Source organism: Dyella lutea, assembly GCF_024158035.1.
Classification (GTDB): domain Bacteria; phylum Pseudomonadota; class Gammaproteobacteria; order Xanthomonadales; family Rhodanobacteraceae; genus Dyella_A; species Dyella_A lutea.
Genome location: NZ_JAMZEK010000001.1, coordinates 607,467 through 630,650 on the forward strand (window position 1 = coordinate 607,467; position 23,184 = coordinate 630,650).

General features: G+C 68.6%; 16 protein-coding genes. 9 read left to right on the forward strand and 7 right to left on the reverse strand.

Features of this window, described 5'->3' with window-relative positions:
* Positions 1–48: 48 nt before the first annotated feature.
* From NC595_RS02730 to NC595_RS02760, 7 genes are all read left to right on the forward strand, one after another.
* Positions 49–2,394, forward strand: coding sequence for a beta-N-acetylhexosaminidase (locus NC595_RS02730; RefSeq protein ID WP_253564743.1), 2,346 nt, complete (start codon positions 49–51; stop codon positions 2,392–2,394).
* 252 nt (positions 2,395–2,646) lie between these two features.
* Positions 2,647–3,510: a DUF5009 domain-containing protein gene (locus NC595_RS02735; protein ID WP_343214884.1), complete on the forward strand. Its 864-nt coding sequence runs from the start codon at positions 2,647–2,649 to the stop codon at positions 3,508–3,510.
* A gap of 88 nt (positions 3,511–3,598) precedes the next feature.
* Positions 3,599–4,648 (forward strand): glycerophosphodiester phosphodiesterase, encoded by a 1,050-nt coding sequence (locus tag NC595_RS02740; RefSeq protein WP_253565684.1) that lies wholly within the window; start codon positions 3,599–3,601, stop codon positions 4,646–4,648.
* A gap of 93 nt (positions 4,649–4,741) precedes the next feature.
* Positions 4,742–7,150 carry a TonB-dependent receptor family protein gene (locus NC595_RS02745; protein WP_425493055.1) on the forward strand — a complete coding sequence of 803 codons (2,409 nt, stop codon included), beginning with the start codon at positions 4,742–4,744 and terminating at the stop codon, positions 7,148–7,150.
* A 156-nt stretch (positions 7,151–7,306) separates the two neighbouring features.
* Positions 7,307–9,730, forward strand: a complete 2,424-nt coding sequence (locus NC595_RS02750) for an alkaline phosphatase family protein (protein ID WP_253564745.1) — start codon at positions 7,307–7,309, stop codon at positions 9,728–9,730.
* A gap of 43 nt (positions 9,731–9,773) precedes the next feature.
* Positions 9,774–11,153: a cytochrome-c peroxidase gene (locus tag NC595_RS02755; RefSeq protein ID WP_253564746.1), complete on the forward strand. Its 1,380-nt coding sequence runs from the start codon at positions 9,774–9,776 to the stop codon at positions 11,151–11,153.
* Between the two features lie 151 nt (positions 11,154–11,304).
* Positions 11,305–12,003 carry a lysoplasmalogenase gene (locus tag NC595_RS02760; RefSeq protein ID WP_253564747.1) on the forward strand — a complete coding sequence of 233 codons (699 nt, stop codon included), beginning with the start codon at positions 11,305–11,307 and terminating at the stop codon, positions 12,001–12,003.
* Between the two features lie 9 nt (positions 12,004–12,012).
* Here the strand turns inward: NC595_RS02760 and NC595_RS02765 are convergent, their stop codons facing one another.
* The 7 genes from NC595_RS02765 to NC595_RS02795 all read right to left on the reverse strand — a co-directional run bounded on the left by NC595_RS02765 (position 12,013) and on the right by NC595_RS02795 (position 19,982).
* Positions 12,013–12,528 (reverse strand): hypothetical protein, encoded by a 516-nt coding sequence (locus tag NC595_RS02765; RefSeq protein WP_253564748.1) that lies wholly within the window; start codon positions 12,526–12,528, stop codon positions 12,013–12,015.
* Positions 12,529–12,575: 47 nt separating this feature from the next.
* Positions 12,576–12,998, reverse strand: coding sequence for a hypothetical protein (locus NC595_RS02770; protein WP_253564749.1), 423 nt, complete (start codon positions 12,996–12,998; stop codon positions 12,576–12,578).
* A gap of 94 nt (positions 12,999–13,092) precedes the next feature.
* Positions 13,093–13,347: a DUF2164 domain-containing protein gene (locus tag NC595_RS02775; protein WP_253564750.1), complete on the reverse strand. Its 255-nt coding sequence runs from the start codon at positions 13,345–13,347 to the stop codon at positions 13,093–13,095.
* 151 nt (positions 13,348–13,498) lie between these two features.
* On the reverse strand, positions 13,499–13,768 hold the full coding sequence (locus tag NC595_RS02780) for a hypothetical protein (RefSeq protein ID WP_253564751.1): 270 nt from the start codon (positions 13,766–13,768) through the stop codon (positions 13,499–13,501).
* 172 nt (positions 13,769–13,940) lie between these two features.
* Positions 13,941–17,000 (reverse strand): efflux RND transporter permease subunit, encoded by a 3,060-nt coding sequence (locus NC595_RS02785; RefSeq protein WP_253564752.1) that lies wholly within the window; start codon positions 16,998–17,000, stop codon positions 13,941–13,943.
* A 274-nt stretch (positions 17,001–17,274) separates the two neighbouring features.
* Positions 17,275–18,435, reverse strand: coding sequence for an efflux RND transporter periplasmic adaptor subunit (locus NC595_RS02790; RefSeq protein WP_253564753.1), 1,161 nt, complete (start codon positions 18,433–18,435; stop codon positions 17,275–17,277).
* 11 nt (positions 18,436–18,446) lie between these two features.
* On the reverse strand, positions 18,447–19,982 hold the full coding sequence (locus NC595_RS02795) for an efflux transporter outer membrane subunit (protein ID WP_253564754.1): 1,536 nt from the start codon (positions 19,980–19,982) through the stop codon (positions 18,447–18,449).
* Positions 19,983–20,290: 308 nt separating this feature from the next.
* Between NC595_RS02795 and NC595_RS02800 the strand changes: the two genes are divergently transcribed.
* Complete coding sequence (locus NC595_RS02800; RefSeq protein WP_253564755.1) at positions 20,291–21,553, forward strand: sterol desaturase family protein; 1,263 nt, start codon at positions 20,291–20,293, stop codon at positions 21,551–21,553.
* Positions 21,554–21,676: 123 nt separating this feature from the next.
* The gene (locus NC595_RS02805) at positions 21,677–23,161 is read left to right on the forward strand and encodes an amino acid permease (RefSeq protein WP_253565685.1); all 1,485 of its coding nucleotides are present in this window, start codon (positions 21,677–21,679) and stop codon (positions 23,159–23,161) included.
* Positions 23,162–23,184 lie beyond the last annotated feature (23 nt).

Sequence of the window (23,184 nt, forward strand, 5' to 3'; positions counted from 1 at the left end):
TTGAACTGCGTGGCAGCATGCCGGTTGCCACCGTCGCAGGAGTGATCGATGCCCCTCCGTCCGACCCTGATCCGCCTGGCCCTGGTCGTCGCCGGTTCGCTCGTGGCGGCGTGCTCGCCGACCACCGCAACCCGTCCCGCCGCCTCGGTCGCCGCGACGCCGCCGACCCGCGCCGTGCCGCCGCTGTCGCTGATCCCGCGGGTCGCGTCCCTGCAGCGCGCGTCGGGCAGCTTCGTGCTCCGTTCCGGTGACGCGCTGGGCGTACCCGACGGCGATCGGGCCGCTGCCGGTGCCGCGCAATGGCTGGCAAAGAGGGTGCAGGCCAGCCGTGGACTTGCGCTGCCATTGGCGACAGATGGCCATGTCGCCGCGGTGCGTTTCGTGCGCGACGGATCGATCGCCGCCGATGAGGGCTATCGCCTGCGGATCGCGCCGGACGGCGTGCAGATCCGCGCGCGCACCGACGCCGGCCTGTTCTACGGCGCAGTCACGCTGTGGCAGGTGCTCACGTCGGTGCCGGCCGGCGCGCCGCTGCCGGCGCTGACCATCGATGACGCGCCGCGCTTCGCCTGGCGTGGCCTGATGCTCGACTCCGCGCGCCACATGCAGACGCCGGACGAGATCCGCACGCTGATCGAGCAGATGGCCGAGCACAAGCTCAATGTGCTGCACTGGCATCTGGTCGACGACCAGGGCTGGCGCATCCCGATCAAGCGCTATCCCGAGTTCACCCGCATCGGCGCCTGGCGCACGCCGCCCGACGCCGGCCACGACGGCGAGCCGAAGCGTTACGGCGGCTTCTACACGCGGGCGCAGATCCGCGCACTGGTCGCCTACGCCGCGGCCCGCCACATCACCGTGGTGCCGGAGATCGACCTGCCGGGCCATGCCACCGCGGCGGTGGCTTCGTATCCGCGCCTGGGCGTCACCGGCAAGCGGCCGAAGGTGTCGGTCGACTGGGGGGTCAACACCACGCTGTACAACCCGAGTCCAGCGACCGTGCGCTTCATGGAGCACGTGCTGGACGAGGTGATGGCGCTGTTTCCCTCGCACTACATCCACCTGGGCGGCGACGAGGCGGTGAAGGACCAGTGGCAGGCCTCGCCGACGGTGCAGGCCCAGCGCAAGCGCCTCGGCCTGGCCAGTGACGACGGGCTGCAGAGCTGGTTCATGAACCAGCTCGGTACCTACCTCGGCGCCCACGGCCGCCGCATGATCGGCTGGGACGAGATTCTCGAAGGCGGCGTACCCGGCGACGCGGTGGTGATGTCCTGGCGTGGCAGCAAGGGGGCCGTGGAGGCGGCGGGCAAGGGGCACGACGTGATCCTGTCGCCGGCGCCGGACCTGTACTTCGACCAGTTGCAGAGCGACCGCGCCGACGAGACCACCGGTCGCATCCCGGTGAAGTCGCTCGCCGACATCTACGCCTTCGAGCCGGTGCCCAAGCAGCTGGATGCGACCGAAGCGACCTACGTGCTGGGTGCGCAGGCCAACGTGTGGACCGAGCACATGCCGAGCTTCGCCCACGTCGAGCACGCGGTGTTCCCGCGGCTGGACGCGCTGGCGGAGGCGACCTGGACCGCGCCGGCCCGTCGCGACTGGCGCGACTTCCTCGCCCGCCTCCCGGCGCAGCTGGCCCGCTACCGCGCGGCCGGCATCGGTTATGCCGACAGTGCCTTCGCACCGGACATCGACGTGGACGCCGATGCCGCACTGGCTTCAGGTCGCACCCGCGTGACGCTGTCCAACCAGGCCAAGTACGGTACGTTGCGCTACACCGTCGACGGCAGCGCTCCCGATGCGCACGCGTCGGTCTACACCGCCCCGTTCGAGGTCAGCTTGCCGGTGACCGTGCGCGCCGCAGCCTACGCTGCCGATGGCAGCGTGCTCGGTGCGCCGCGCGGCCGCGTGATCGACCGCGCCGCGTTGCTCACCCGCGGCACCACGTCGCTGGCGAACTGTCCGGGCAGCCCGTTCCGCCTGCGCGTGCAGCCGCTGCCCGACGTCACCTCGCTGTCGCCGGTGTACGAGCTGCCGCTGTTCAACCGTTGCCAGCAATGGACCGATGCACCGCTGGACGGCATCCACGGCCTGCACGTCGTGCTGCAGCGCCTGCCCAACAACTACGCGCTGGCGCACGAGGCCAAGCTGGTGGTGCAGCGTCCGCATGCCACGCCGTTCGGCGAGCTGGTGGTGTATCTGGACCGCTGCGATGGCGACGTGCTGAACCAATGGACCCTGCCGGACCCGTCGCGCGCGCCGCGCACACTGACGTTCAACGCGGCGATCACGCCGCCGCCGGGACGCCACACGCTGTGCTTCGCGCTGACCGCGCCGACCGACGGCCCGCTGTATGTCTTCGACCGGGTGCAACTGTTGGACGCCACGCGATGACTGACCCGGCCAGGGCCGGCCCGGTCGCCTGCCTCCGCCAGGCTCGCTTCGGTCGACGCCCTGCGCGGCCCCACCGTTGCCGCGATGCCGCTGGTCGACGATCCCGGCGACGGGGCCACGTGTGCTGGCCGCCGGAGCATGCCGAGTGGAAAGGCAGCACGCCGACCGACCTGATCTTCCCGTTCTTCCTGTTCATCGTCGGCGTGTCGATCGCGCTGTCGCTCGGGCACCGGCTGGCGCGCGGCGACGCGCTTGCCTCGCTGCTGCGGATGGGGTTGGCACGCGCTGCGGATCGTGCCGCTGGGCGTGGCGATCAACCTGTTGGCGGCCTGGCTGCCGCCCCGCCGCGACATGCGCTGGCCCGGCGTATCGCAGCGGATCGGCGTCTGCTTCGCGGTCGCCGTGGTGCTGGCCATCCACACACCGCGCCGGGCCCGGTGGGTCTCACTGATCGGCCTGCTCGCCGGCTACGGCTTGCTGCTGCACCTTGACGGCCTGGCCAGGTGGGAAAACCCGGTCGACCGGGTCGATGGTGCCCTGTTCGGCCGCTACGTATGGGACCGCCATGCGATCACCGGCCAGGTGCACGATCCGGAGGGCCTGCTCAGCACCTTGCATTCCGTCGCCAGCACCCTGCTCGGTTTCTGCGTCGGCACCTGGCGGCGCGCCGGATCGCGTCGGACCCTGCTGGTAGCCGGTGCGGTGCTGCTCGCCGCCGGTTGGCTGGGCTCGGCGGCGATGCCGTCCAACAAGAACCTGGGGACGCCAACTTTCGTGCTGTGGACCGCCGGCTGGGCAATGCTCGCCCTGCTGGCCTGCCACGTACTGATCGATCGGCGCGGCTGGCCTGCGCTGGGCCGTCGTTCCGGCGTCAACGCCATCGCCGAGTACGCCGGCTCCGCGCTGATGCAGATCCTGCTGCCGGCCAGCGGTCTGCAGCCGGTGCTCTACCGGCGTGGCTTCGCCGGATGGATCACGCCGCCGGCCGGCCCCTGGGTGGCTTCGCTCGCCTGGGCGATCGCCTTCGTGGCTTTGGTGGGCGATCGTGTGGGCGATAGACCGCCGTGGGATCCATCTGAAGCCGCAGCCTCGCGGCCACTTGCCATGCGGCGGTAAGGTACGCCGGGTACAAGGCGTGTCTGCCGCCGGAGTCGCGCCGATGCACCGCCCAGTCCTTCGTGTCTTTCTGCTCGGGATGCTCTCGATGTCCAGCGTGCTCCATGGCGCCGAACCGCCGTTGGCCAAGCGGGTCCTGGTGATCGGCCATCGCGGCGCCAGTGCGTTGCGGCCGGAGCACACCCTGGCCTCCTACGCCCGGGCGATTGCCGACGGCGCCGATTTCATCGAGCCGGACCTAGTGATGACCCGGGACGGTGTGATGGTGGCCCGCCACGAGAACGCCATCGGCGGCACCACCGACGTGGCCGATCATCCGGAGTTCGCCGGCCGTCGGACCACCCGGGTCATCGACGGCCATCGCGTCACCGACTGGTTCACCGAGGACTTCACCCTCGCCGAGTTGAAGACCCTGCGCGCCCGCGAACGCCTGCCGGAGCTGCGCGGCACCGCATACGACGGCCAGTTCCAGATCCCCACGCTGGACGAGATCATCGATTTCACCGCCGCCGAGTCGGCCGCGCTGGGTCGCCCGATCGGGCTGATCCCGGAGATCAAGCACGGTACCTGGTTCCGCGGCATCGGCCTGCCGATGGAGGACAAGCTGTTCGCCACGCTGGAGGCGCACGCATACACGCGCAGCGCACCGGTGGAGATCCAGTCGTTCGAGATCGGCAACCTGAAGTATCTGCGCGGGAAACTCGGCCACGCACATCCGAACATCCGCCTGCTGCAGCTGATCGACGACCCGGATGTGCGCCCCGGCGACGTGCTCGCCGCCGGCGGCGAACTCACCTATGCACAGATGATCACGCCAGCCGGGCTCGCGGCGATCGCCCGCTATGCCGATGCGATCGGGCCCGGCTACCAGGCGATCATTCCGTACACCGCCGATGGCCAACTGGGCAGCCCCACCGCGCTGGTCCGCAATGCGCACGCGGTGGGGCTGGAGGTGCACGCCTACACCTTCCGCCCGGAAAACACCTTCCTGGCGAAGGCGTTCTGGGAGGGCGACCACCCGAACACGCTCAGCGCCCGCGGCATGGTCGCCGAGCTCAAGGTCTATCTGGCCGCCGGCATCGATGCCTTCTTCACCGACGACCCGGCGCTGGGTCGCGAGGCGGTGGACACGCGCTGATCGCGCGCGGCGCGAGCCGCCATGTGACAGTTGTGTTTAGACGTCCGTTCTTGCGTACACACGGATGTAAACGAATCTTCACGGGCGGCGCCCATGCTTCCCGCGATCCGCCCCACGGCGGCGGTCGTTCACCCCCATCTCCCAAGTTGGCGGCAGGTCCCCGGACCTGCGCGCCGAGGATGCCTACGCATGTCTTCCCGCTTTCCGCTACGCCGCACCGGCCTCGCGCTGGCCCTGTTCGCCGTCCTGCATGGCAACGTCTTCGCCGCCGATGCCCCCGTCGCCGCACCGGCCGATGCGCCGGCCGCCGACAACGCCAAGCAGCTGCAGACGATCTCGGTGGTCGCCACCGGCGAAACGCGCCAGGTGCAGACCATCGGCAGCGAGGACATCAAGGCCGCCACGCCCGGCACCAGCGCGCTGAAGGTGCTCAACGAGCTGCCCGGCGTGAACTTCCAGTCGTCCGATCCCTGGGGTGCCTACGAGTGGTCCACCACGATCAGCCTGCACGGCTTCGACCAGAGCCGCCTCGGCTTCACGCTGGACAATATCCCGCTGGGCAACATGGCCTACGGCGTCACCAACGGCCTGCAGGTGACCCGCGCGATCAGCTCGGACAACATCGCCTCGGTGCAGCTGGCGCAGGGCGCCGGCGCGCTGGGCACGCCGTCCAGTTCCAACCTCGGTGGCACCGTTCAGTTCTACTCCGCCGATCCGGAGGCGAAGGCCGGCGCGCGCGTCGACCAGGCGATCGGCTCGGACAACACCCGCCGCACCTACGTGCGCCTGGATACCGGCGATTTCCACGGCCTGTCCACGTACGTGTCCTACAACCACGCCAACACCGACAAGTGGAAGGGCTACGGTTCGCAGCGCTCCAACCAGGTCAACCTGAAGTCGGTCTACCAGTGGGGCGAGGGCAACCGCATCAGCCTGTTCGTCGACAGCTCCAAGCGCAAGGAATACGACTACCAGGACCTGTCGCTGACGAGCCAGCGCGTGCTGGGCTGGAACTTCGACTACTACCAGCCGGACTGGAGCAAGGCGGTGCAGGCGGCGACCGCCTACCAGGCCACCGGCCAATACAACGGCGTGGCCAACGGCTACCCGAGCGAGCTGGCCGGCCTGCCCGCCGACTACGACTGGCTGGACGCCAACTACTACGCCGGCGGCGGCATCCGCCACGACAACCTGGCCGGGCTCAGCGGCAGCTTCACCCTCGGCGAGAACCTGACCTGGAACCTGGGCACCTACTATCACGGCGACCGCGGCGAAGGTCAGTGGACCACGCCGTACACGCCGTCGCCGGCTACCGGCGTGCCACTGGCCCTGCGCACCACCGACTACGGCCTGGACCGCTACGGCCTGACCAGCTCGGTGCAGTACACGCTGGGCAACAACGACATCGAAGTGGGCGTGTGGGGCGAAAACTCGAAGAACAACATCGAGCGCAACTATTTCAACCTCGCCGGCGCCTACACCGGCCTGTGGACCATCTACGACGGGCAGACGCCGTTCTACCGCGCTTTCCTGCAGCACTACACCTACAACACGCGGATGGTCTACGCCGAGGACACCCTGCACCTGATGGACGGCCGGCTGACCGTGAATTTCGGCGCCAAGTCGCTGCGCTCCACCACCACCTCGGCCTCGCGGGTGCCGACCGGTGCCTACGCGCAGGGAAGCATCAAGGCCAGCGACGGCTTCCTGCCGCAGGCCGGCGTGGACTACCGCATCGACGACTTCCAGGACGTCTACGCCTCGTACAGCAAGAACATCAACGCCTATGGCGCGCTGCCGTTCTCCACCTCGCAGGCGGCGTTCGACGCCAGCAAGGGCACGCTCAAGCCGGAAGGCTCGCAGACGCTGGAAGCGGGCTACCGCGTGCGCGGCGCCACCTATGAAGCGGCGGCCGACCTGTACTACACGCGCTTCACCAACCGCCTGCTGCAGACCACGCCGTGCTCGGCCGTGCAGACCTGCGCCAGCCAGCTCAACAACGTCGGCAGCGTGGACAGCCGCGGCGTCGACCTGTCGCTGATCTGGCGCCCGCTGGACGGCATGCGCTGGCTCAACACGCTGTCCTACGGCAGCACCAAGTACCAGGACGACTACCTCAACGGCGGCGTGGTCGCGACCAAGGGCAAGTACGTGGTCGGCATCCCCAGCTGGATGTTCACCTCGGGCCTGAGCTATGGCGTGGGCGGCTGGAACTTCACCGTCGACGGCAAGTTCACCGGCAAGCGCTACATCACCTACACCAATGACTCGTTCGTGCCCTCGTACTGGCTGTTCAACGCCGGCGCGAGCTACGACTTCGGCGCGATGGCGGGCCTGAGCGACCTGCGCCTGGCGCTCAATGTGACCAACCTGACCGGCAAGCACTACTTCGCCACCACCGGCACCAACGGCTATGTCGCAGCCGACCCCAACGGCTACAACCAGACCCTGCAGGCCGGTGCGCCGCGCCAGGTGTTCTTCAACGTCAGCGCAAAGTTCTGATGACCGTCGCCGCGTCCGCCGCCTGCATGCATGGCGGCGGACGCGGCGCGTTGGAACACCGTTGTCACATCGCTGCGCAAGCCTGTCCGCATTCCCAACCTCCCCGTCGGCGGTCACGGCCTGCGCGACGGCTTCATGCGTCTATCGAGATTTCCGATGAAACGTCGTCTGCTGCCGCTGGCCCTGATGCTTGCACTCACCGCGTGCCACCACGACACGCCGTCCACGACCGGCAAGGTCCACGTCACGCTCGATGGCGTGGTCGGCGGCGCAGTGCCGGTGGCAGGCGTGCCGGTCACGGTCACCGATCATGCCGGCCGGCACACCGTGTCCGCGGTGACCAATGCACGCGGTCATTACTCGCTGGTGGTCGAAGGCAGCGGTCCGTTCGTGCTCACCGTGCCGGCGGCCGGCGGCGATGGCGCACCAGTCACCTGGTCGGCGGCTTTCGTCCCGACGACCGGGCAGGCGCAGGCGGTGGTGAACATCAGTCCGGTCACCACGCTGGTCGCCCAGCGCGCGTTGGCCGGCGTGCCTCAGGGCGCACCCGCGGCAGCGCAGATGGCCGGGCTGACCCACGCCCGCGTCACCACCGCCGCGAAGGAGGTCGCCGGCGTGCTGGCGCCGCTCTATACCGCGTTCCAGGTGCCCGCTGCGCAGGCGGCGGACCCGGCTGCTGCGGCGGACTTCCAGGTCGGCGCCGACACGCCGCTGGCCCGGCTGCTCTCCGTGGTGCACTTCGACCTGCCCGCGGGCGCGGTCAGCGTCGGCAGCGATGCCGACCGCGCGGTGGTGTCGATCCCCGCGCACGGCGCGCTCTCCGCCGTCGTGCCGACGACGGCGGCGACCTCGGCGCTGGCGCTGGCGAACGGTCCGACCACCACGCCGATCCGGCACGTGATCGTGGTGATCGGCGAGAACCAGACCTTCGACGGCCTGTTCGGCGGTTACGCGCCGCCGAAGGGGCAGACGGTGGAGAACCTGCTCTCCGAGGGCATCATCAACGCCGACGGCACGCCGGGTCCGCACTTCGCGCTGGCCGCGCAGAGCCAGGGCAAGCTGCAAACCGGCTACACCCTGCAGCCCGAGCGCGCCGCTCCGTACGCCACGCTGCCGCAGCCGCAACAGATCGGCGAGATGAACCCGGTGACCTTCCAGGCCGCCGGCGGCCTGCCCGACAAGCGCTTTCCCGCCGACCTGCCGAACGGTCCGTTCCAGATCACCCGCTACGTGCCCTACATCAATGCCGACAAGAGCGGCCTGGACGCGGCAGTGCGCACCGGCGACCCGGTGCACCGCTTCTTCCAGATGTGGCAGCAGACCGGCGGCGACAACCACCGGCTGGACATGTTCACCTGGGTGGCCGACAGCACCGGGCAGGGCGGCGATACCAAGGGCGTGAGCCCGGCCAACCCGGCACAGGGCGGCGAGCTGATGGGCTTCATGAACATGTCCGCCGGCGATGCGCCGCTGTTCGACGCGCTGGCGAAGCAGTACGCGCTGAGCGACAACTACCACCAGTCGATCATGGGCGGCACCGGCGACAACTTCTTCGCCATCGCCACCGCCGACGTGCCGTTCTTCAACCGCGACGGCAAACCGGCGATGCCGCCGGCCAACCAGATCGAGAATCCGGAGCCGATGCCGGGCACGGCCAACTTCTACACCCGCGACGGCTACGAGGGCGGCTCGTACGTGAACTGCGCCGACCCGAAGCAACCGGGCGTGGCGCCGATCCTGGCCTTCCTCGCCGAGCGCCACATCCCCAGCAAGTGCGCGCCGGACACCTACTACCTGGTGAACAACTACAACCCCGGCTACGACATGGACGGCAAGCCGCAGCCGATCGGCCCGGACAACTACAACTACCCGCCGCAGACCGTTCCGACCATCGCCGAGGCGCTGGCGCAAAAGGGCGTGAGCTGGAAGTGGTACACCGGCGGGCGCGATGCGGCCGACGTCGCCGCCGAAGCCGCCGCGTACCACGTGCCGGTCGCCAGGGCGCAGATGCTCCAGTACAACAACATCGGCGATCCGTTGGCGGCGTCGGCCAAGGTGATGGGTGACCCGGCGCTGAAGTCCGGCCTGGCCGGCCTGGCCACGTTCGACGCCGACATCGCCCACCACACCCTGCCGGCAGTGTCCTTCGTGGTGCCGAAGAACCTCGACAGCGGACACCCGGGCTACTCCGCGCCGGCCAGCTACGAGGCCTTCCTCAAGACCCTGCTGGCCAAGGTGCAGGCCGATCCCGAGTTGTGGGCGCATACCGCGATCCTGATCACCACCGACGAAGGCGGCGGCCACTTCGACACCGGCTACATCCAGAGCGTGGATTTCTTCGGCGACGGCCCGCGCATCTCGATGCTCGCCGTGTCGCCCTATGCGCGCAAGGGCGTGGTGGACCATGCCTACCAGGATCACGCCTCGATCCTGAAATTCATCGAGCGCAACTGGCGCCTGTCGCCGCTGTCGCCGCGAAGCCGCGACAACATGCCCAACCCGGTCGTGACGCCCGCCAAGCCGTACCAGCCGATCAACGGGCCGGCGGTGGGTGACCTGATGTCGATGTTCCAGTTCTGATCCGAACGACCGACGGCGACACTCCGCCGTCGGCTGGCCCGCGATGCGCTGTTTCTCCGACACCTGGCTCGGTCCGCGTGCCGTCGTTGCCCTCGCGGTGGCGGCGGTGATCGCGTGCGTCGGCGGCGGTTGGTCGGTCGTCGCCGCGCGCCGTCCGGTGGACACTACGCCGGCCGACGCGGCGATCCGCCAGTGGGTGCGTTATCCATCGATAGCCGACCATCTGAGTCCGCAGGCCGAGCTCGGCAAAAGGCTCTTCTTCGATACCACTCTGTCCGCCTCGAAGCGGATGTCCTGCGCCAGCTGCCACAGCCTCGCGCATGCCTACGGCCCGCCGAACGGGCGCGCCGTGCAGCTGGGTGGACTACACCTCGATCGCCCCGGCACCCGTGCCGTGCCCTCGCTGCGTTACCTCGATCACACGCCGCTGTTCAGCCTCGATGCCTTCACGCCGGGCTCGGAGGATGCCGAGTACGAAGGCCCGCGCGGCGGTTTCACCCGCGATGGCCGCGCTGCTTCGCGCCAGCAGCAGGCGGCGATCCCACTGCTGGACCGCAACGAGATGGCCAATGCCGATCCGCAGACCGTCGTCGCGGCGGTGCGCGACGGTCCGCATGCTGCGATGTTCCGCCAGGTCTTCGGCGCCGATGTGTTCGCCCATCCGGCGCAGGCGTTTGCCGACGTCGGCGCGGCACTGGCGGCGTTCCAGCGCGAGGACCCGAGCTTCCATCCCTACACCAGCAAGTTCGACGCGGTGATGTCCGGCCACGCCCGCTTCACCGCGCAGGAGCTGCGCGGCTACGCGCTGTTCAACAATCCGCGCAAGGGCAACTGCGCGTCCTGCCATATCGACGTGCCGGGGCCGGGGGGCCGTCCCGCGCCCTTCACCGACTTCGCCTACGCCGCGCTGGGTGTGCCGCGCAATCCGGCGATCCCGGCCAACCGCGATCCGCATCACGTCGATCTCGGCCTGTGCGGACCCTATCGCCGCGACCTGCGCGGGCAGGCGCGCTACTGCGGCATGTTCAAGACGCCGACGCTGCGCAATGTGGCCACCCGGCGGGTGTTCTTCCACAACGGCGTGTTCCACTCGCTCCGCGACGTGGTGGCGTTCTACGTGCAGCGCGACACCGACCCGCGCCGGTGGTATCCGGTAGTGCATGGCAAAGCAGTCGCCTACGACGATCTGCCGCCACGCGATCGCGGCAACGTCGACCATGCCGATGCACCGATGGACCGCCGCCCGCGCGACCCGCCAGCGCTGGACGCGCAGGAGATCGCCGAGGTCTTAGCCTTCCTCCGCACGCTGGACGATGGTTATTCCGCCAACGCTGGTGGGCCGGCGCTGCGCGCCGATGCAACCATGGCCGGTGGCGCGAGCGGCAGCAGGCACGGCGCAGCTGGAGTTGATTCGCCGAGGTGATTCTGCGGTCGCGCGATACCGCCGGGGGGTGTATCTGCGCTCGCCGGCAACGCAACGAACCCCGGGGCCAGCCGTTGCGTCACTATGATCGGCAGGCCCCGCCACACGGATACCCGGCATGCATGCAGCTCGTCCCGCGTCCGCGCCACGCATGATCCGATCCTGGCCGGCGATGGCCGGCGCACTCGCGGCCATCGCCGCCATCCTCGGTGCACTGCTGGCCGCACCGGATACCGCCGACGGCTGGCGCTGGCTGCACTGGATCTGCAAGCCGCTGGCGACGGTGCTGATCCTGGCGATGGCCTGGCGCGCGAGGCCGCCGTTGTCGCTGCGCTATCGCCGACGCGTGCTGGCCGGTCTGGGTTTCGCCCTGCTTGGCGATGTACTGCTGATGCTGCCGGGCAATTTGTTCGTGCCCGGGCTGGCGGCGTTCCTGCTCGGGCACGTCGCCTTCCTCGCCGCATGGTTGGACGATAGCCGCTTCGCCATTCGGCCACTCGGGCTGCTGGCCTGCCTGCTCGCCGCGTGCGGCCTGTTGTGGCTGCTGTGGTCCCACGTGGCCGCGCCGCTGCGTGTGCCGGTGGTCGTCTACGCGCTGGTGCTGGCCACCATGGCGGGGCAGGCCGTGGGGCGCGCCTGGCAACACGCGTCCACCGGCGATGCGCGGGCACTGCCATCGCGCATCGCCGCACTCGGCGCCCTGCTGTTCATGGTCAGCGACAGCCTGATCGCCTGGGATCGCTTCCGTCATGCCTTGCCGTTGGCCACGCTGTGGATACTCGGCAGCTACTATCCGGCGATCGGGCTGATCGCATGGTCGGTGCGGAAGGCGCCGGATCGCGTGCCATGATCGCAGTGTTTAGCGTCCACATCGCGGCGAGCCATCGGGCCCTGCGTCGATAAGGACTCTTCCTGGTCCGATCATCGTCGGTGTTGTCTGCAGGGTGGTCGGATTGCCTGGGTAGCGATGCCCATCGAATTCGAGCGTGACGTCCTGTGGGGAACTGCCTCCACCTGCCACGTGCACGGTCAGGGCGTGCCAGCCCTTGTGACGTTGGTCCAGCAGGCGAATGGGTGGGCGCGTGACCGTGATCCGCGAGACCTGTCGCCATGTCTTCCCGAGGTTCCGAAGCACCAGCAGCGTGCAGCCACCGCTGCCGCACCAGTCACTGCCGTGCAGGTATACAAGGGCATCTCTCCGTCCGTCACCATCCAGGTCGGCCAGTGCGACCAGTCGATCGGTGGGCTCGACGCCCTGGGCGTCGAGGAGCCGATCCAGGCTGGCCGGAATCGGCTGGCTGGCACCGCAGGAATACGTCCCGGCGCCGGCGGATGCGGCACCCGGCATGCCTATGCAAAGGAGCGCGACCAGCAAGCGCCTGCTGCGTGTGTTGGCGGCACTGCCCCCTTCACCCTTGGGCTTCATCGCAGCCAGCCGCGTGCACTGGCCAGGCCCGCCAGCGGCACCAGGCCGATCGCCACCAGCAGCACCGCGCCCTGCAGCAGCGGGGCCACCGGGTTCGCCGCCTTCAGGTTCTCGAGCATGATGAACAGGCCGACATCCTGCGCCAGCACCCCGAGCAGGGAGGCGATCAGCAGGCCGGTCGCCCAGCGCTTGCGCAGCAACAGGCCGAGGCAGCCGACTGCGCCGCCGACGACGGCGATGCCGGTGGCAGCGACGGCCCACAACGGGCGTTCCCGATAGAGCATCTGCTGCGCGTCGGGCAGCTTGGCGATGTCCTCGGGACTCAAGTGGAGATCTGCGATAAAGGCCGCACATCCGGCCAGGTTCCACAGCAGGGCGGCGGTGGCGACGACGTAGAACCACATCGGGGGCTTGTTCACGGGCCATCCTCCAGGAGCGCAGGGGCGATCGACGCGGATTAGTGCGCCCGGTCGAGGCCCCGGGTCAAGAGGCGGCGCGCGAAGGGGCCGGCCGCTAGCGACTGAACTCGGTCGGCCGTTCCAGCTGCAGGATCGCGTCCTGCAGGTCGTCCAGCTTCTGGCCGAGCAGGGTATGGGCGTCGTACAGGCCGCGGTTGTAGAAGTACGCGCCGATTTCCTGGCCGATGAAATCGAGCAGGAACTCCGCGTCGAACTGGCCGATGCGTTGTTTCAGCTCCTCACTGAAGTAACCCTGGATCCTGCGCACCAAGATCGCGCGCTCGTCGGCGGTGAAGGTGATGTCGGTCATGGGAGATAGGTCACCTCGTCCGCGGGTCGAGGACCTGCGGGTGGTTGGGGAGAGCGGGTGGAGGGCGCGGGTTTCCGTACCCTCCGCTGTCGCCATCACCGGCATGGTGCCGGAGCTGGCGCTTGGCTCCCGGCAGCGAAAGGAGCCGGCCTCAGGCAGCTGCCTCCTTGTGCCGGTCGGGCAGGAAGAACAGCACCAGCAGACCGATCAGGCTGAGGATCCCGAGGGCGCCCCATAGTGGCGAGTGGCCCTTTGCCTTCGCGTACTGGCTGCATCCCCAGATGAACACGCCGAGCCCCACCAGCGCGATCAGGACACCGAGACCTTCGCTACCCGACTCCATCAGCACGCGGCCGATGATCGAGCCGATGAGGCCCAGGCCGACGCCGATGTTGGTGGTGCGCTTGTACTCTGCAAGCATGTCTTTCCCCTTGGTGACACGTCCCTGAGCACCCCTTGTGCGGGACGTGTTCCCGGATGGTCGGTGGAGCGGGCCGGCCGGTCAATCGACGTCCGCTCGCGCGCGCCCGATAAAGCAAAAGGCGCGGTTGCCCGCGCCTTTTGCCTTCCCAACGGCGATGTCGCCGGATGACTCAGGCCTCCAGCAGCGGCGGCTCTTCTTCCTTCGCCTGGTCCGCGTGGTGGTCGGTGGACAGCAGCATGTAGAACGCCGGCACCACGAACAGGGTGAACAGGGTGCCGATCGCCAGGCCGGTGGAGATCACCAGGCCCATGTTGAAGCGGCCCGCCGCACCGGCGCCGGAGGCGATCACCAGCGGCACCACGCCCAGCACCATCGCTGCGGTGGTCATCAGGATCGGGCGCAGGCGCACCGCGGCGGCATGTTCGATCGCCTCGCGCTTGCCCATGCCGGCCAGCTGCGAGTGGTTGGCGAACTCCACCATCAGGATGCCGTGCTTGGAGATCAGGCCCATCAGCGTCACCAGGCCCACTTCGGTGTAGATGTTGAGGCTGGTGAACAGGTTGACGAAGATCAGCGCGCCGAACAGCGCCAGCGGCACCGACACCAGGATCACGATCGGGTCGCGCAGGCTGTTGAACTGCGCGGCCAGCGCCAGGAACACGATGATCACCGCGAACAGCAGGGTGCCGCCGAAACCGCCCGACTCCTTCTCGAACTGCCGCGACTGGCCGGCGTAATCCACCGTGTAGCCGGTCGGCGCGACCTCCTTCACCAGGCCGCTCAGGTAGGCCAACGCATCGCCCTGCGACATGCCGGACACGCCGGAGATGGTCGCCGAGTTCAGCTGCTGGAAGTGGTTGAGCGAGCGCGGCACGACCGAGTGCTTGATGCTCGCCACGGTGGAGGCCTGGATCACCTGGCCGTTCGGGGTGTTGAGGTAGTAGTCCAGCACCTGGTGCGGATTGAGCCGGTCGACCTGCAACACCTGCGGGATCACCCGGTACGAACGGCCGGAGATCGAGAAGTAGTTGACGTAGCCGCCGCCGAGCGCCGCGCCCAGCGAGGCACCGACGTCCTTCTGGGTCAGGCCCAGCGAGGTGATCATGTCGCGGTCGAACGACACCGTGGCCTGGGGCTTGTCCACCTTCAGGTCCGAATCGATGAAGTAGAACTTGCCGCTGGCCTGGGCCTTGGCCAGCACTTCGCTGGCCACCTCGTTGAGGTTCTGGAACGGCTCGGTGGTGGTGATCACCATCTGGATCGGCAGGCCCGAGGCGCCCGGCAGCGGCGGGAACTGGAACGCCGCCACCTTGGCGCCGGCGATGCCGTTCCATGCGGCCTGCAGCTCCTGCTGCAACTCGTGGGCGCTGCGGCTGCGCTGGTCCCATGGCTTGAACAGCACGCCGCCGATGCCCTGGTTGGTGGTCGGCACGCCGGTGAGCTGGAACATCTGCTCGTACTCCGGCAGCTTTTTCGCCGCCGCATACATCTGCTCGGCGTACACGTTCATCTGCTGCGCGGTGGCGTTCGGCGCGCCGACGATCTGGCCGGCGACGATGCCCTGGTCCTCCTCCGGCGCCAGCTGCGACTGCGCGGTCATGCCCAGCGCGACCGTCGCCAATGCCAACAGGATGGACATCACCACCACCACCGACCAGGTCGACAAGGTGCCGTGCAGCAGGCGCTTGTAGGCGTTCTGCACGCGCTCGAACTGGTGGTCGATGAACTTCACGAAGCGGCCTTCGTCCTGGTCGCCGCGGAAGAACGTGGCGCACATCATCGGCGACAGCGTCAGCGCCACCACGGCCGACACCGTGACCGCACCGGCCAGGGTGAACGCGAACTCGGTGAACAGCGCGCCGGTGAGGCCCTTCTGGAAGCCGATCGGCACGTACACCGCGATCAGCACCACGGTCATCGCCAGGATCGGCCCGCCCAGCTCGCGTGCGGCCAGCAGGGCCGACTGCAGCGGGGTCTTGTGCTCCTCCTTCATGTGGCGGTCGACGTTCTCCACCACGATGATCGCGTCGTCCACCACCAGGCCGATCGCCAGCACCAGGGCGAGCAGGGTCAGCAGGTTGATCGAGTAGCCCAGCGCCAGCATCACGAAGAAAGTGCCAACCAGCGACAGCGGCATCGCGATCACCGGGATGATCACCGCGCGCAGGCTGCCGAGGAACAGGAAGATCACCAGCGTGACGATCACCAGCGCCTCGACCAGGGTCTTGATCACCTCGTCGATCGAGCTGTTCACGAACTCGGTGCCGTCGTAGACGATCTCGCCGGTCAGGCCGCTGGGCAGCTGGTGCTGGATCTCCGGGAACGCCTCGCGCACCTGCTTGGCCACGTCGAGCACGTTGGCATCCGGCGCCACCTTGATGCCGATGAACACCGAGCGCTTGCCGCTGAACGCCACGTTGAAGTCGTAGCTGTCCGAGCCCAGCGTCACCTTGGCCACGTCCTCCAGCCGCACGATGGCGCCGTTGACCTGCTTGACCGCCAGTTGCTTGAACTGCTCGACCGTGTGCAGGTCGCTGTCGGCGGTGAGGTCGACGGTAACCGCCTGGCCCTTCGACGAGCCGACCGCGGCCAGGTAGTTGTTGGCGGCCAGCGCGTTGTTGACGTCGGCGGCGGTGACGCCGTGCGCCGCCATCCGGGCCGGGTCGAGCCAGGCGCGCAGGGCGAAGTTGCGCGCGCCCAGCAGCTCGGCGGTCTGCACGCCGGGGATCGAATCCAGCTTCGGTTTGACCACGCGCGAGAGGTAGTCGGTGATGTTGTTGGTGGGCAGCACGTCGCTGTAGAAGCCCATGTACATCGCATCGACCGTCTCGCCGGTCTGCACCGTGAGCACCGGCTGCTGGGCCTGCGGCGGCAGCTGGTTCTTCACCGAATTCACCTGGGTGGTGATTTCGGTGAGGGCGCGGTTGGCGTCGTAGTTCAGGCGCAGCGTGGCGGTGATGGTCGACACGCCCTGCACGCTGGTGGAGGACAGGTAGTCGATGCCCTGCGCCTGCGAGATCGCCTGCTCCAGCGGCTGGGTGATGAAGCCCGCCATGGTCTGCGCGTCGGCGCCGTAGTAGGCGGTGGTGACGGTGACGGTGGCGTTCTCGGTTTCCGGGTACTGGCGCACCGTGAGGCTGGTGACGGCCTTCAGGCCGAGCACCAGGATCAGCAGGCTGACGACGATCGCCAGGACCGGCTTGTTGATGAACAGGTCGGTGAATTTCATGGGGCGTAGGGTCCGCTCGCAGTCATCCGGGTGAATCGCGTTGTCTTCGCAGCGTCTGTCAGACAAGGCGCGCGCCGCAGCGCCATAGCATCGCTATGGCCAAGGTGCGCACCGCCGGCTGGCGGGCGCTGCGGAGCAACCCTCGGGGCCGGGGGCCTTTGCCCCCGGGGATGCGTGGATGGTTGATTCATTAAAGGCATACATCGTCCTCGCGATGCCAACGATTGCGGGCAAAGGGCCGCGGCGCGACCAGCTGGGTGGCGGCGGGCGGACCCTATTGCTCCTGCGGCGTGGGCTGCGCGGAGTCGGCCGGCTGCACGCTGTTGTCGACGGTGATGGTGGCGTCGTTCTTGAGCTTCATCTGGCCGCTGGTCACCACCTCGGTGCCGGCGCTGATGCCCTTGAGGATCGCCACCTGGTCGCCGCGGGTGTCACCGGTGGTGACGAAGGCCTGCTTGACCGTCGGCGCATTCGGCTTGCCCTGTTCGTCCTTGCCCTTGGCCGGACGCACCACGTAGACGGTGTCGCCGTAGGGGTTGTAGACGATCGCCGCCTGCGGCAGCGTGAGCTGCCGGCGCTGCTGGCCGACGTCCACGGTGAGCTTGGCGAACATGCCGGGGGTCAGCGTGTTGTCGTGGTTGGGCACGGTCGCTTCCACCTGCACGTTGCGGGTGCTGGTGTCGACCTTGGGGTTGATCGCGCTGAGCCGGCCCGAGAAGGTGCGGTCCGGCCAGGCGTCCAGGTGCAGGCGCACCGCCTGGCCTACCTTCAGCCGGGCCAATTCGCCCTGCGGCACGTTGAAGTCCACGAACAGCGGGTCGAGCTGTTGCACCGTCACCACTTGGGTGCCGGCGGCCAGGTAGTCGCCCGGGCTGATGGTGATGATGCCGGCGCGGCCGTCGAACGGCGCGTGCAACTGTTTCTTGGCGATCACTACCTGCTGCTGCGCCACCGCGGCCAGGCGGGCCTTGTAGTCGGCCTGCGCGGTGTCGAAGTCGGCCTGACTGATCGCCTGGGCCGCGAGCTGCTTGCGGGCGCGCTCGAGGGTGAGCTTCGCCAGCTGGGCATTGGCCTGCAGCTGCTGCAACTGGGCCACTTCGTCGCCGTCACGCAGCTGCACCAGCAGCTGGCCCTTCTTCACGTCCTGGCCGGACTTGAGATGCACGTCGGTGACCAGTCCGGCCACCTCGGTGGCGAGGTCGGCGCCGTTGGCCGCACGCAGGCTGCCGACCGCATTGATCGAGGGCTGCCAGTCCTGCTCGCTGGCCTTCACCGTGCTCACGGTGACCGGCCCCGGCTTGGGCATGGAGTGGATCATCCTGACCACCAGCAGCACCTTGGCGCCGACGATCACGGCGATCAGGGCGAGCGTGCCCAGGATCACCCAGATCATCCGCTTGGTCGTGCTGGGCTTCTTGTCTGCGCGCGAGGTCATGCGCGAACTCCTTATCGGGAAACGTTGGAAGGGGAAGCGGTGGCCGCCGTCGGCGCGGCGGCGTCTCGGCGCCAGCCGCCGCCGAGCGCGGTGTACAGCGCGGCGGTGTCGGACAGGCGCGCGGCGCGTGCCTGGATCAGGGTGATATGCGCCTGCTGGTAGCTGCGTTCGGCGTCGAGCAGGTTCAGATAATTGGTGGCGCCGATGCGGTACTGCTCGCGGGTGAGCTCGAGCCGCTTCGATGCCGCCTGCTCGGCGGTGGCCTGGGCGGCCAGGGTCTGGGCGTCGTACTGAAGTGCCTGCAGCGCGTCGGCGACGTTCTGGAAGGCGGTCAGCACGGTCTGCTGCCAGTCGGCATCGGCCTTGTCGAGCCCGGCCTGGGCGGCGCGCTTGCGGTGCAGCAACTCGCCCCCGCGGAACAGCGGCTGGGTCAGCCCCAGGCCCAGCGACCAGGCGCGGGTGCCGGCGGAGAACAGATCGCCGCCGCTGAGCGCCTGCGAGCCGACGCTGCCGGACAGGGTGACCTGCGGCAGCATGTTCGCGGTGGCCACGCCGACCTGGGCCGAGGCGGCATGCAGCAGGGCCGAGGCGGCGCGGATATCCGGACGCTGGTCGACCAGCTGCGAGGGCAGGCTCACCGGGATGTCCTGCGGCAGGCGCACGTCGTCCAGTGCCAGCGGCGCGGCGTCGAACTGCGCCGGCGTGCTGCCGAGGTAGGTGGCCAGGCGGTTGCGCACGGCGGCGAGCTGGGCGCGCAGCGGCGGCAGCGTGGCCTCGGTGGCGGCCAGCTGCGCGCGCACGGCCAGCGTGTCGGACAGCGAGCGGGCGCCGATCTGCTGCTGTTGCTCGGCGATGTCCAGCGTCTTGCGCTGCCAGTCGACGATCTGCGCGGTGGCGCGCACCTGCTCGCGCAGCGAAGCCTCCTGCAGCGAGGCGGTCACCACGTTGCCGGCCAGAGTGAGGTAGGTGGAGTCCCGTTGCGCCTGCTGGTAATCCGCCTGCGCCTGCTGCGCCTCAATGCCGCGACGCACGCCGCCGAACAGGTCCAGCGTGTAGCCGACGCTGACCGAGGCGTTGTACAGGGTGAACGGACCGGCCCCTCCCGGCACGCCCGAGGCGGCGGCGGACTGCTTCTCGCGGGTGGCGCCGGCGGAGGCGTCGACTGACGGGAACAAAGCACCGCCCGCGGCGCGGGCGTTCTCCTGGGCCTGGCGCAGGGCGGCCTGGGCCGAGGCGATCGTGGGACTGTGCGCGAGCGCCTGCTGCACGCGCCGGTCCAGCTCTGCGCTGCCGAACGTGGCCCACCAGTACTCGGGCACGTCGCGCCCGGCGAGGAAGCGCTGTGCATCGCCATCGGCAGCATCGGCCGTCGCGGTGGCCGCGGGCAGGGCATCGTGGGTAAAGCGATCGACCGCCGGTGCGTCGGGGCGCCGGTAGTCCGGGCCGACCGCGCAGCCGGCGAGCCAGAGGGAGATGGCCGTCAGCGCAAGAAATTGCAGGCTGCGGGCGAGCGGGCGGGACGCTGGCAGAGCGGGTTGGCGGGACAAGATGGCTACCTGGAGTAGGGGCGGGAAGCGGGGCGGGACAATACCACACCAATCAGTTTACATATGCGTGTCGTCAGTCATGCACCGAAAAAGCGTGAATTCGTAACCGCTCGCGCCTGCGCGCCTTGGGCCTGCACGGTGGTCGTAGGCAACAGGGCGACGATTCGTCGGTGCCGATTTCGACACCCGGGGTTGTCCGGCATCCGCCTTGGCTATGATCGCGGACAGACCATGACGGAAACCCCCATGCGCCGATCGCCCACCGACCGTGTCCCGGACGACCGCCACCGATCCGACGGAGCGACGCGATGATCTCCGCCGAGACCGTCATCACTTTCGCCACGCCGGTGTTCTTCGCGCTGATCGGCGTCGAGCTGCTGGTGGCGAAGCTGCGGGGGCGTCGCGCCTATCGTGGCAACGACGCGGTCACCAGCATCGGGCTGGGGGTGATCTCGCAACTGGCCGGGGTGTTCCTCAAGGTGCTCACGGTGGGCGTGTACGCCTGGTGCGTGGAGCGCGTGGCGCTGTTCGCATTGCCGGCCGACGCATGGTGGGTGTGGGTCAGCGGCCTGCTGCTGTACGACTTCCTCTATTACTGGCTGCATCGCATGGGGCACGAGGTGAACATCCTCTGGGCCGCCCACGTGGTGCACCACCAGAGCGAGGACTACAACCTCTCCACCGCGCTGCGGCAGACCGCCACCGGCGGCCTGCTGGGCTGGCTGTTCTACCTGCCGATGGCGCTGATCGGCTACCCCGTCAGCGTGTTCGTGGCGATCGCGTTGATCGACCTGCTGTACCAGTTCTGGGTGCACACCGAGCAGGTCGGCAAGCTTGGCTGGTTCGACCGGGTGTTCTGCTCGCCGTCCAACCACCGCGCCCATCACGCAGTGAACGACCGCTACCTGGACCACAACTACGGCGGCATCCTGATCCTGTGGGATCGGCTGTTCGGCACCTTCGTCGAGGAGGACGAGGTGGATCGTCCGGTGTACGGCACACGCGCGCCGCTGCGCAGCTTTAATCCGCTGTGGGCGAACCTGGAGGTGTACTGGGCCACCTGGCAGGACGCGCGGCGTGCGACGCGCTGGCGCGACCGGCTGCAGATCTGGTTCCGGCCGCCGGGCTGGCGGCCGGCGGATGTGGCGGCGCGCTATCCGAAGCAGGCCTTCGACATCGGCCGCGAACGGTTCGACCCGCCGCTGTCGCGCGCACGCACCGCCTACGGCCTGGTGCAGTTCGCGCTGCTGCTGGGCATGACCACGCACTTCCTGGGGCTGGCCGCGCAGGCTGGGCTCGGCCTGTTGGTTGGCTACGCGCTGGTGATCGCGCTCAGCCTCACCGTGCTCGGTGCGTGGTGGGAAGGGCGGCCGGCAGCGATGTGGCTGGAGGGGCTTCGCGTGCTTGCGCTGGCGCTTGCGCCGCCGCTGGTCGGCGGCTGGTTCGCGCTGCCGGGTACGCCGGTCGGGGTGGTGTTCGCGGCGGTGTTCGGGCTCAGCGCGGTGGCGCTGGCCTGGGTCTCGCGCACCGGTGGCGATGCGTCCCACAAGCCTGTCGTCGGGCCGGCATGAGCTTCTAACGTTTGGCCGTATAGCCGTCTAAATATCTGATTTCGTTAGTCTTCAGTGAAGAAATTCACGGAATGGGTTGCTATAGTCACCGGCTGTTGTGCGTCGGTATCAAGGGGATACATGATGGGTTTTCTTGCCAAGCTGGTTCGGCACAAGTCGATCGAGCAGTTGCAGTCCGAAGCGGGCTCGCGTGGTGATTTCCGCCGCGTGCTGGGTCTGTGGCAGCTCACCGCGATCGGTGTGGGCGCGATCATCGGCGTGGGCGTGTTCGTGCTCGCCGGGCAGCAGGCGGCGGCCAATGCCGGCCCCGCCGTGGTACTCAGCTTCATCATCGCCGGGCTGGGCAGTGCCTGTGCCGCGCTGGCCTACGCCGAGTTCGCTGGGATGATCCCGGTCACCGGCAGCGCCTACACCTACGGCTACGCCGTGCTGGGCGAACTGTTCGCCTGGATCATCGGCTGGGACCTGCTGGTCGAGTACGCGCTGATCGTCGGTGTGGTGGCGATTGGCTGGTCGGGCTACGTGCAGGCGCTGGTCGAGCAGTTGTTCGGCGTCACCCTGCCGGTATGGGCGCAGGGTGCCTACGACCCGCACCATCCGGACAACGGCCACGTATTCAACGTGATCGCCGCGGCGATCACCCTGCTGATCGCGTGGATGCTCACGGTGAAAACCGAGTGGGGCGCGCGCGCCAACACCGCCATCGTCACCATCAAGGTGATCGGCGTGGCGCTGGTGATCGGCGTGGGCGCGTTCTACGTCAACACCGCCAACTGGCATCCGTTCGTTCCGCCCACGGTGATCAAGGACGGCGTCAGCACCTTCGGATGGGGTGGCGTGCTGGCCGCCTCCAGCGTGGTGTTCTTCGCCGTGTTCGGCTACGACACGCTGACCACCGCGGCGGAGGAGTCGAAGAACCCGCAGCGCGACCTGCCGCGCGCGGTGCTGCTGTCGCTGGCGGTGTCGATGGCGCTGTACCTGGCGGTGTCGCTGGTGCTCACCGGCATGGTGCCGTACACCGAGCTGGCCGGCGCCGCGCCGGTGGACGCCGCATTCAAGGCACTGGGCCTGCACTGGGTGCGCGCGATCATCTCGATCGCCGCGATCGCCGGCATCACCAGCGTGATGTTCGCCTTCATGCTCGGCGCGGCACGCATCTGGTTCGCGCTGTCGCGCGACGGCCTGCTGCCGAAGTGGTTCGCCCAGGTGCATCCGAAGTACGGCACGCCGGCGCGCCCGACGATGATCCTGGGCGTGTTCACCGCGCTGGTCGCCGGCTTCCTGCCGATCGGCGAGGTGGCCGAGCTGGTCAACATCGGCACGCTCGCCGCCTTCATCATCATCTGCGGCTCGGTGCTGATCCTGCGCGTGCGCCAGCCGCACGTGCAGCGCCGCTTCCGCACGCCGATGCTGTGGCTGGTGGCGCCGGCCGGCATGCTGTTCTCGCTGTTCCTGATCATCGGCTGGCCGTGGTTCGCCGATGGCAGGTTCCAGCTGCTCGGCGGCCTGCCGATGATCACCATCTGGCGTTTCATCGCCTGGATGGTGCTGGGGCTGGTCATCTATCTCGGCTACGGCATCCGCCACAGCGAGCTGGCGAAATCGTAAGCCTGCAAGCCGATAATTGACGC

Excerpts from the sequence above, each read along its gene's own strand:
- NC595_RS02750 (WP_253564745.1), top strand. The coding sequence starts at position 7,307 with ATGAAACGTCGTCTGCTGCCGCTGGCCCTGATGCTTGCACTCACCGCG.
- NC595_RS02760 (WP_253564747.1), top strand. The coding sequence starts at position 11,305 with ATGATCCGATCCTGGCCGGCGATGGCCGGCGCACTCGCGGCCATCGCC.
- NC595_RS02800 (WP_253564755.1), top strand. The coding sequence starts at position 20,291 with ATGATCTCCGCCGAGACCGTCATCACTTTCGCCACGCCGGTGTTCTTC.
- NC595_RS02780 (WP_253564751.1), bottom strand. The coding sequence starts at position 13,768 with ATGCTTGCAGAGTACAAGCGCACCACCAACATCGGCGTCGGCCTGGGC.
- NC595_RS02785 (WP_253564752.1), bottom strand. The coding sequence starts at position 17,000 with ATGAAATTCACCGACCTGTTCATCAACAAGCCGGTCCTGGCGATCGTC.
- NC595_RS02775 (WP_253564750.1), bottom strand. The coding sequence starts at position 13,347 with ATGACCGACATCACCTTCACCGCCGACGAGCGCGCGATCTTGGTGCGC.
- NC595_RS02755 (WP_253564746.1), top strand. The coding sequence starts at position 9,774 with ATGCGCTGTTTCTCCGACACCTGGCTCGGTCCGCGTGCCGTCGTTGCC.
- NC595_RS02805 (WP_253565685.1), top strand. The coding sequence starts at position 21,677 with ATGGGTTTTCTTGCCAAGCTGGTTCGGCACAAGTCGATCGAGCAGTTG.
- NC595_RS02790 (WP_253564753.1), bottom strand. The coding sequence starts at position 18,435 with ATGACCTCGCGCGCAGACAAGAAGCCCAGCACGACCAAGCGGATGATC.
- NC595_RS02730 (WP_253564743.1), top strand. The coding sequence starts at position 49 with ATGCCCCTCCGTCCGACCCTGATCCGCCTGGCCCTGGTCGTCGCCGGT.
- NC595_RS02745 (WP_425493055.1), top strand. The coding sequence starts at position 4,742 with ATGCTTCCCGCGATCCGCCCCACGGCGGCGGTCGTTCACCCCCATCTC.
- NC595_RS02740 (WP_253565684.1), top strand. The coding sequence starts at position 3,599 with ATGTCCAGCGTGCTCCATGGCGCCGAACCGCCGTTGGCCAAGCGGGTC.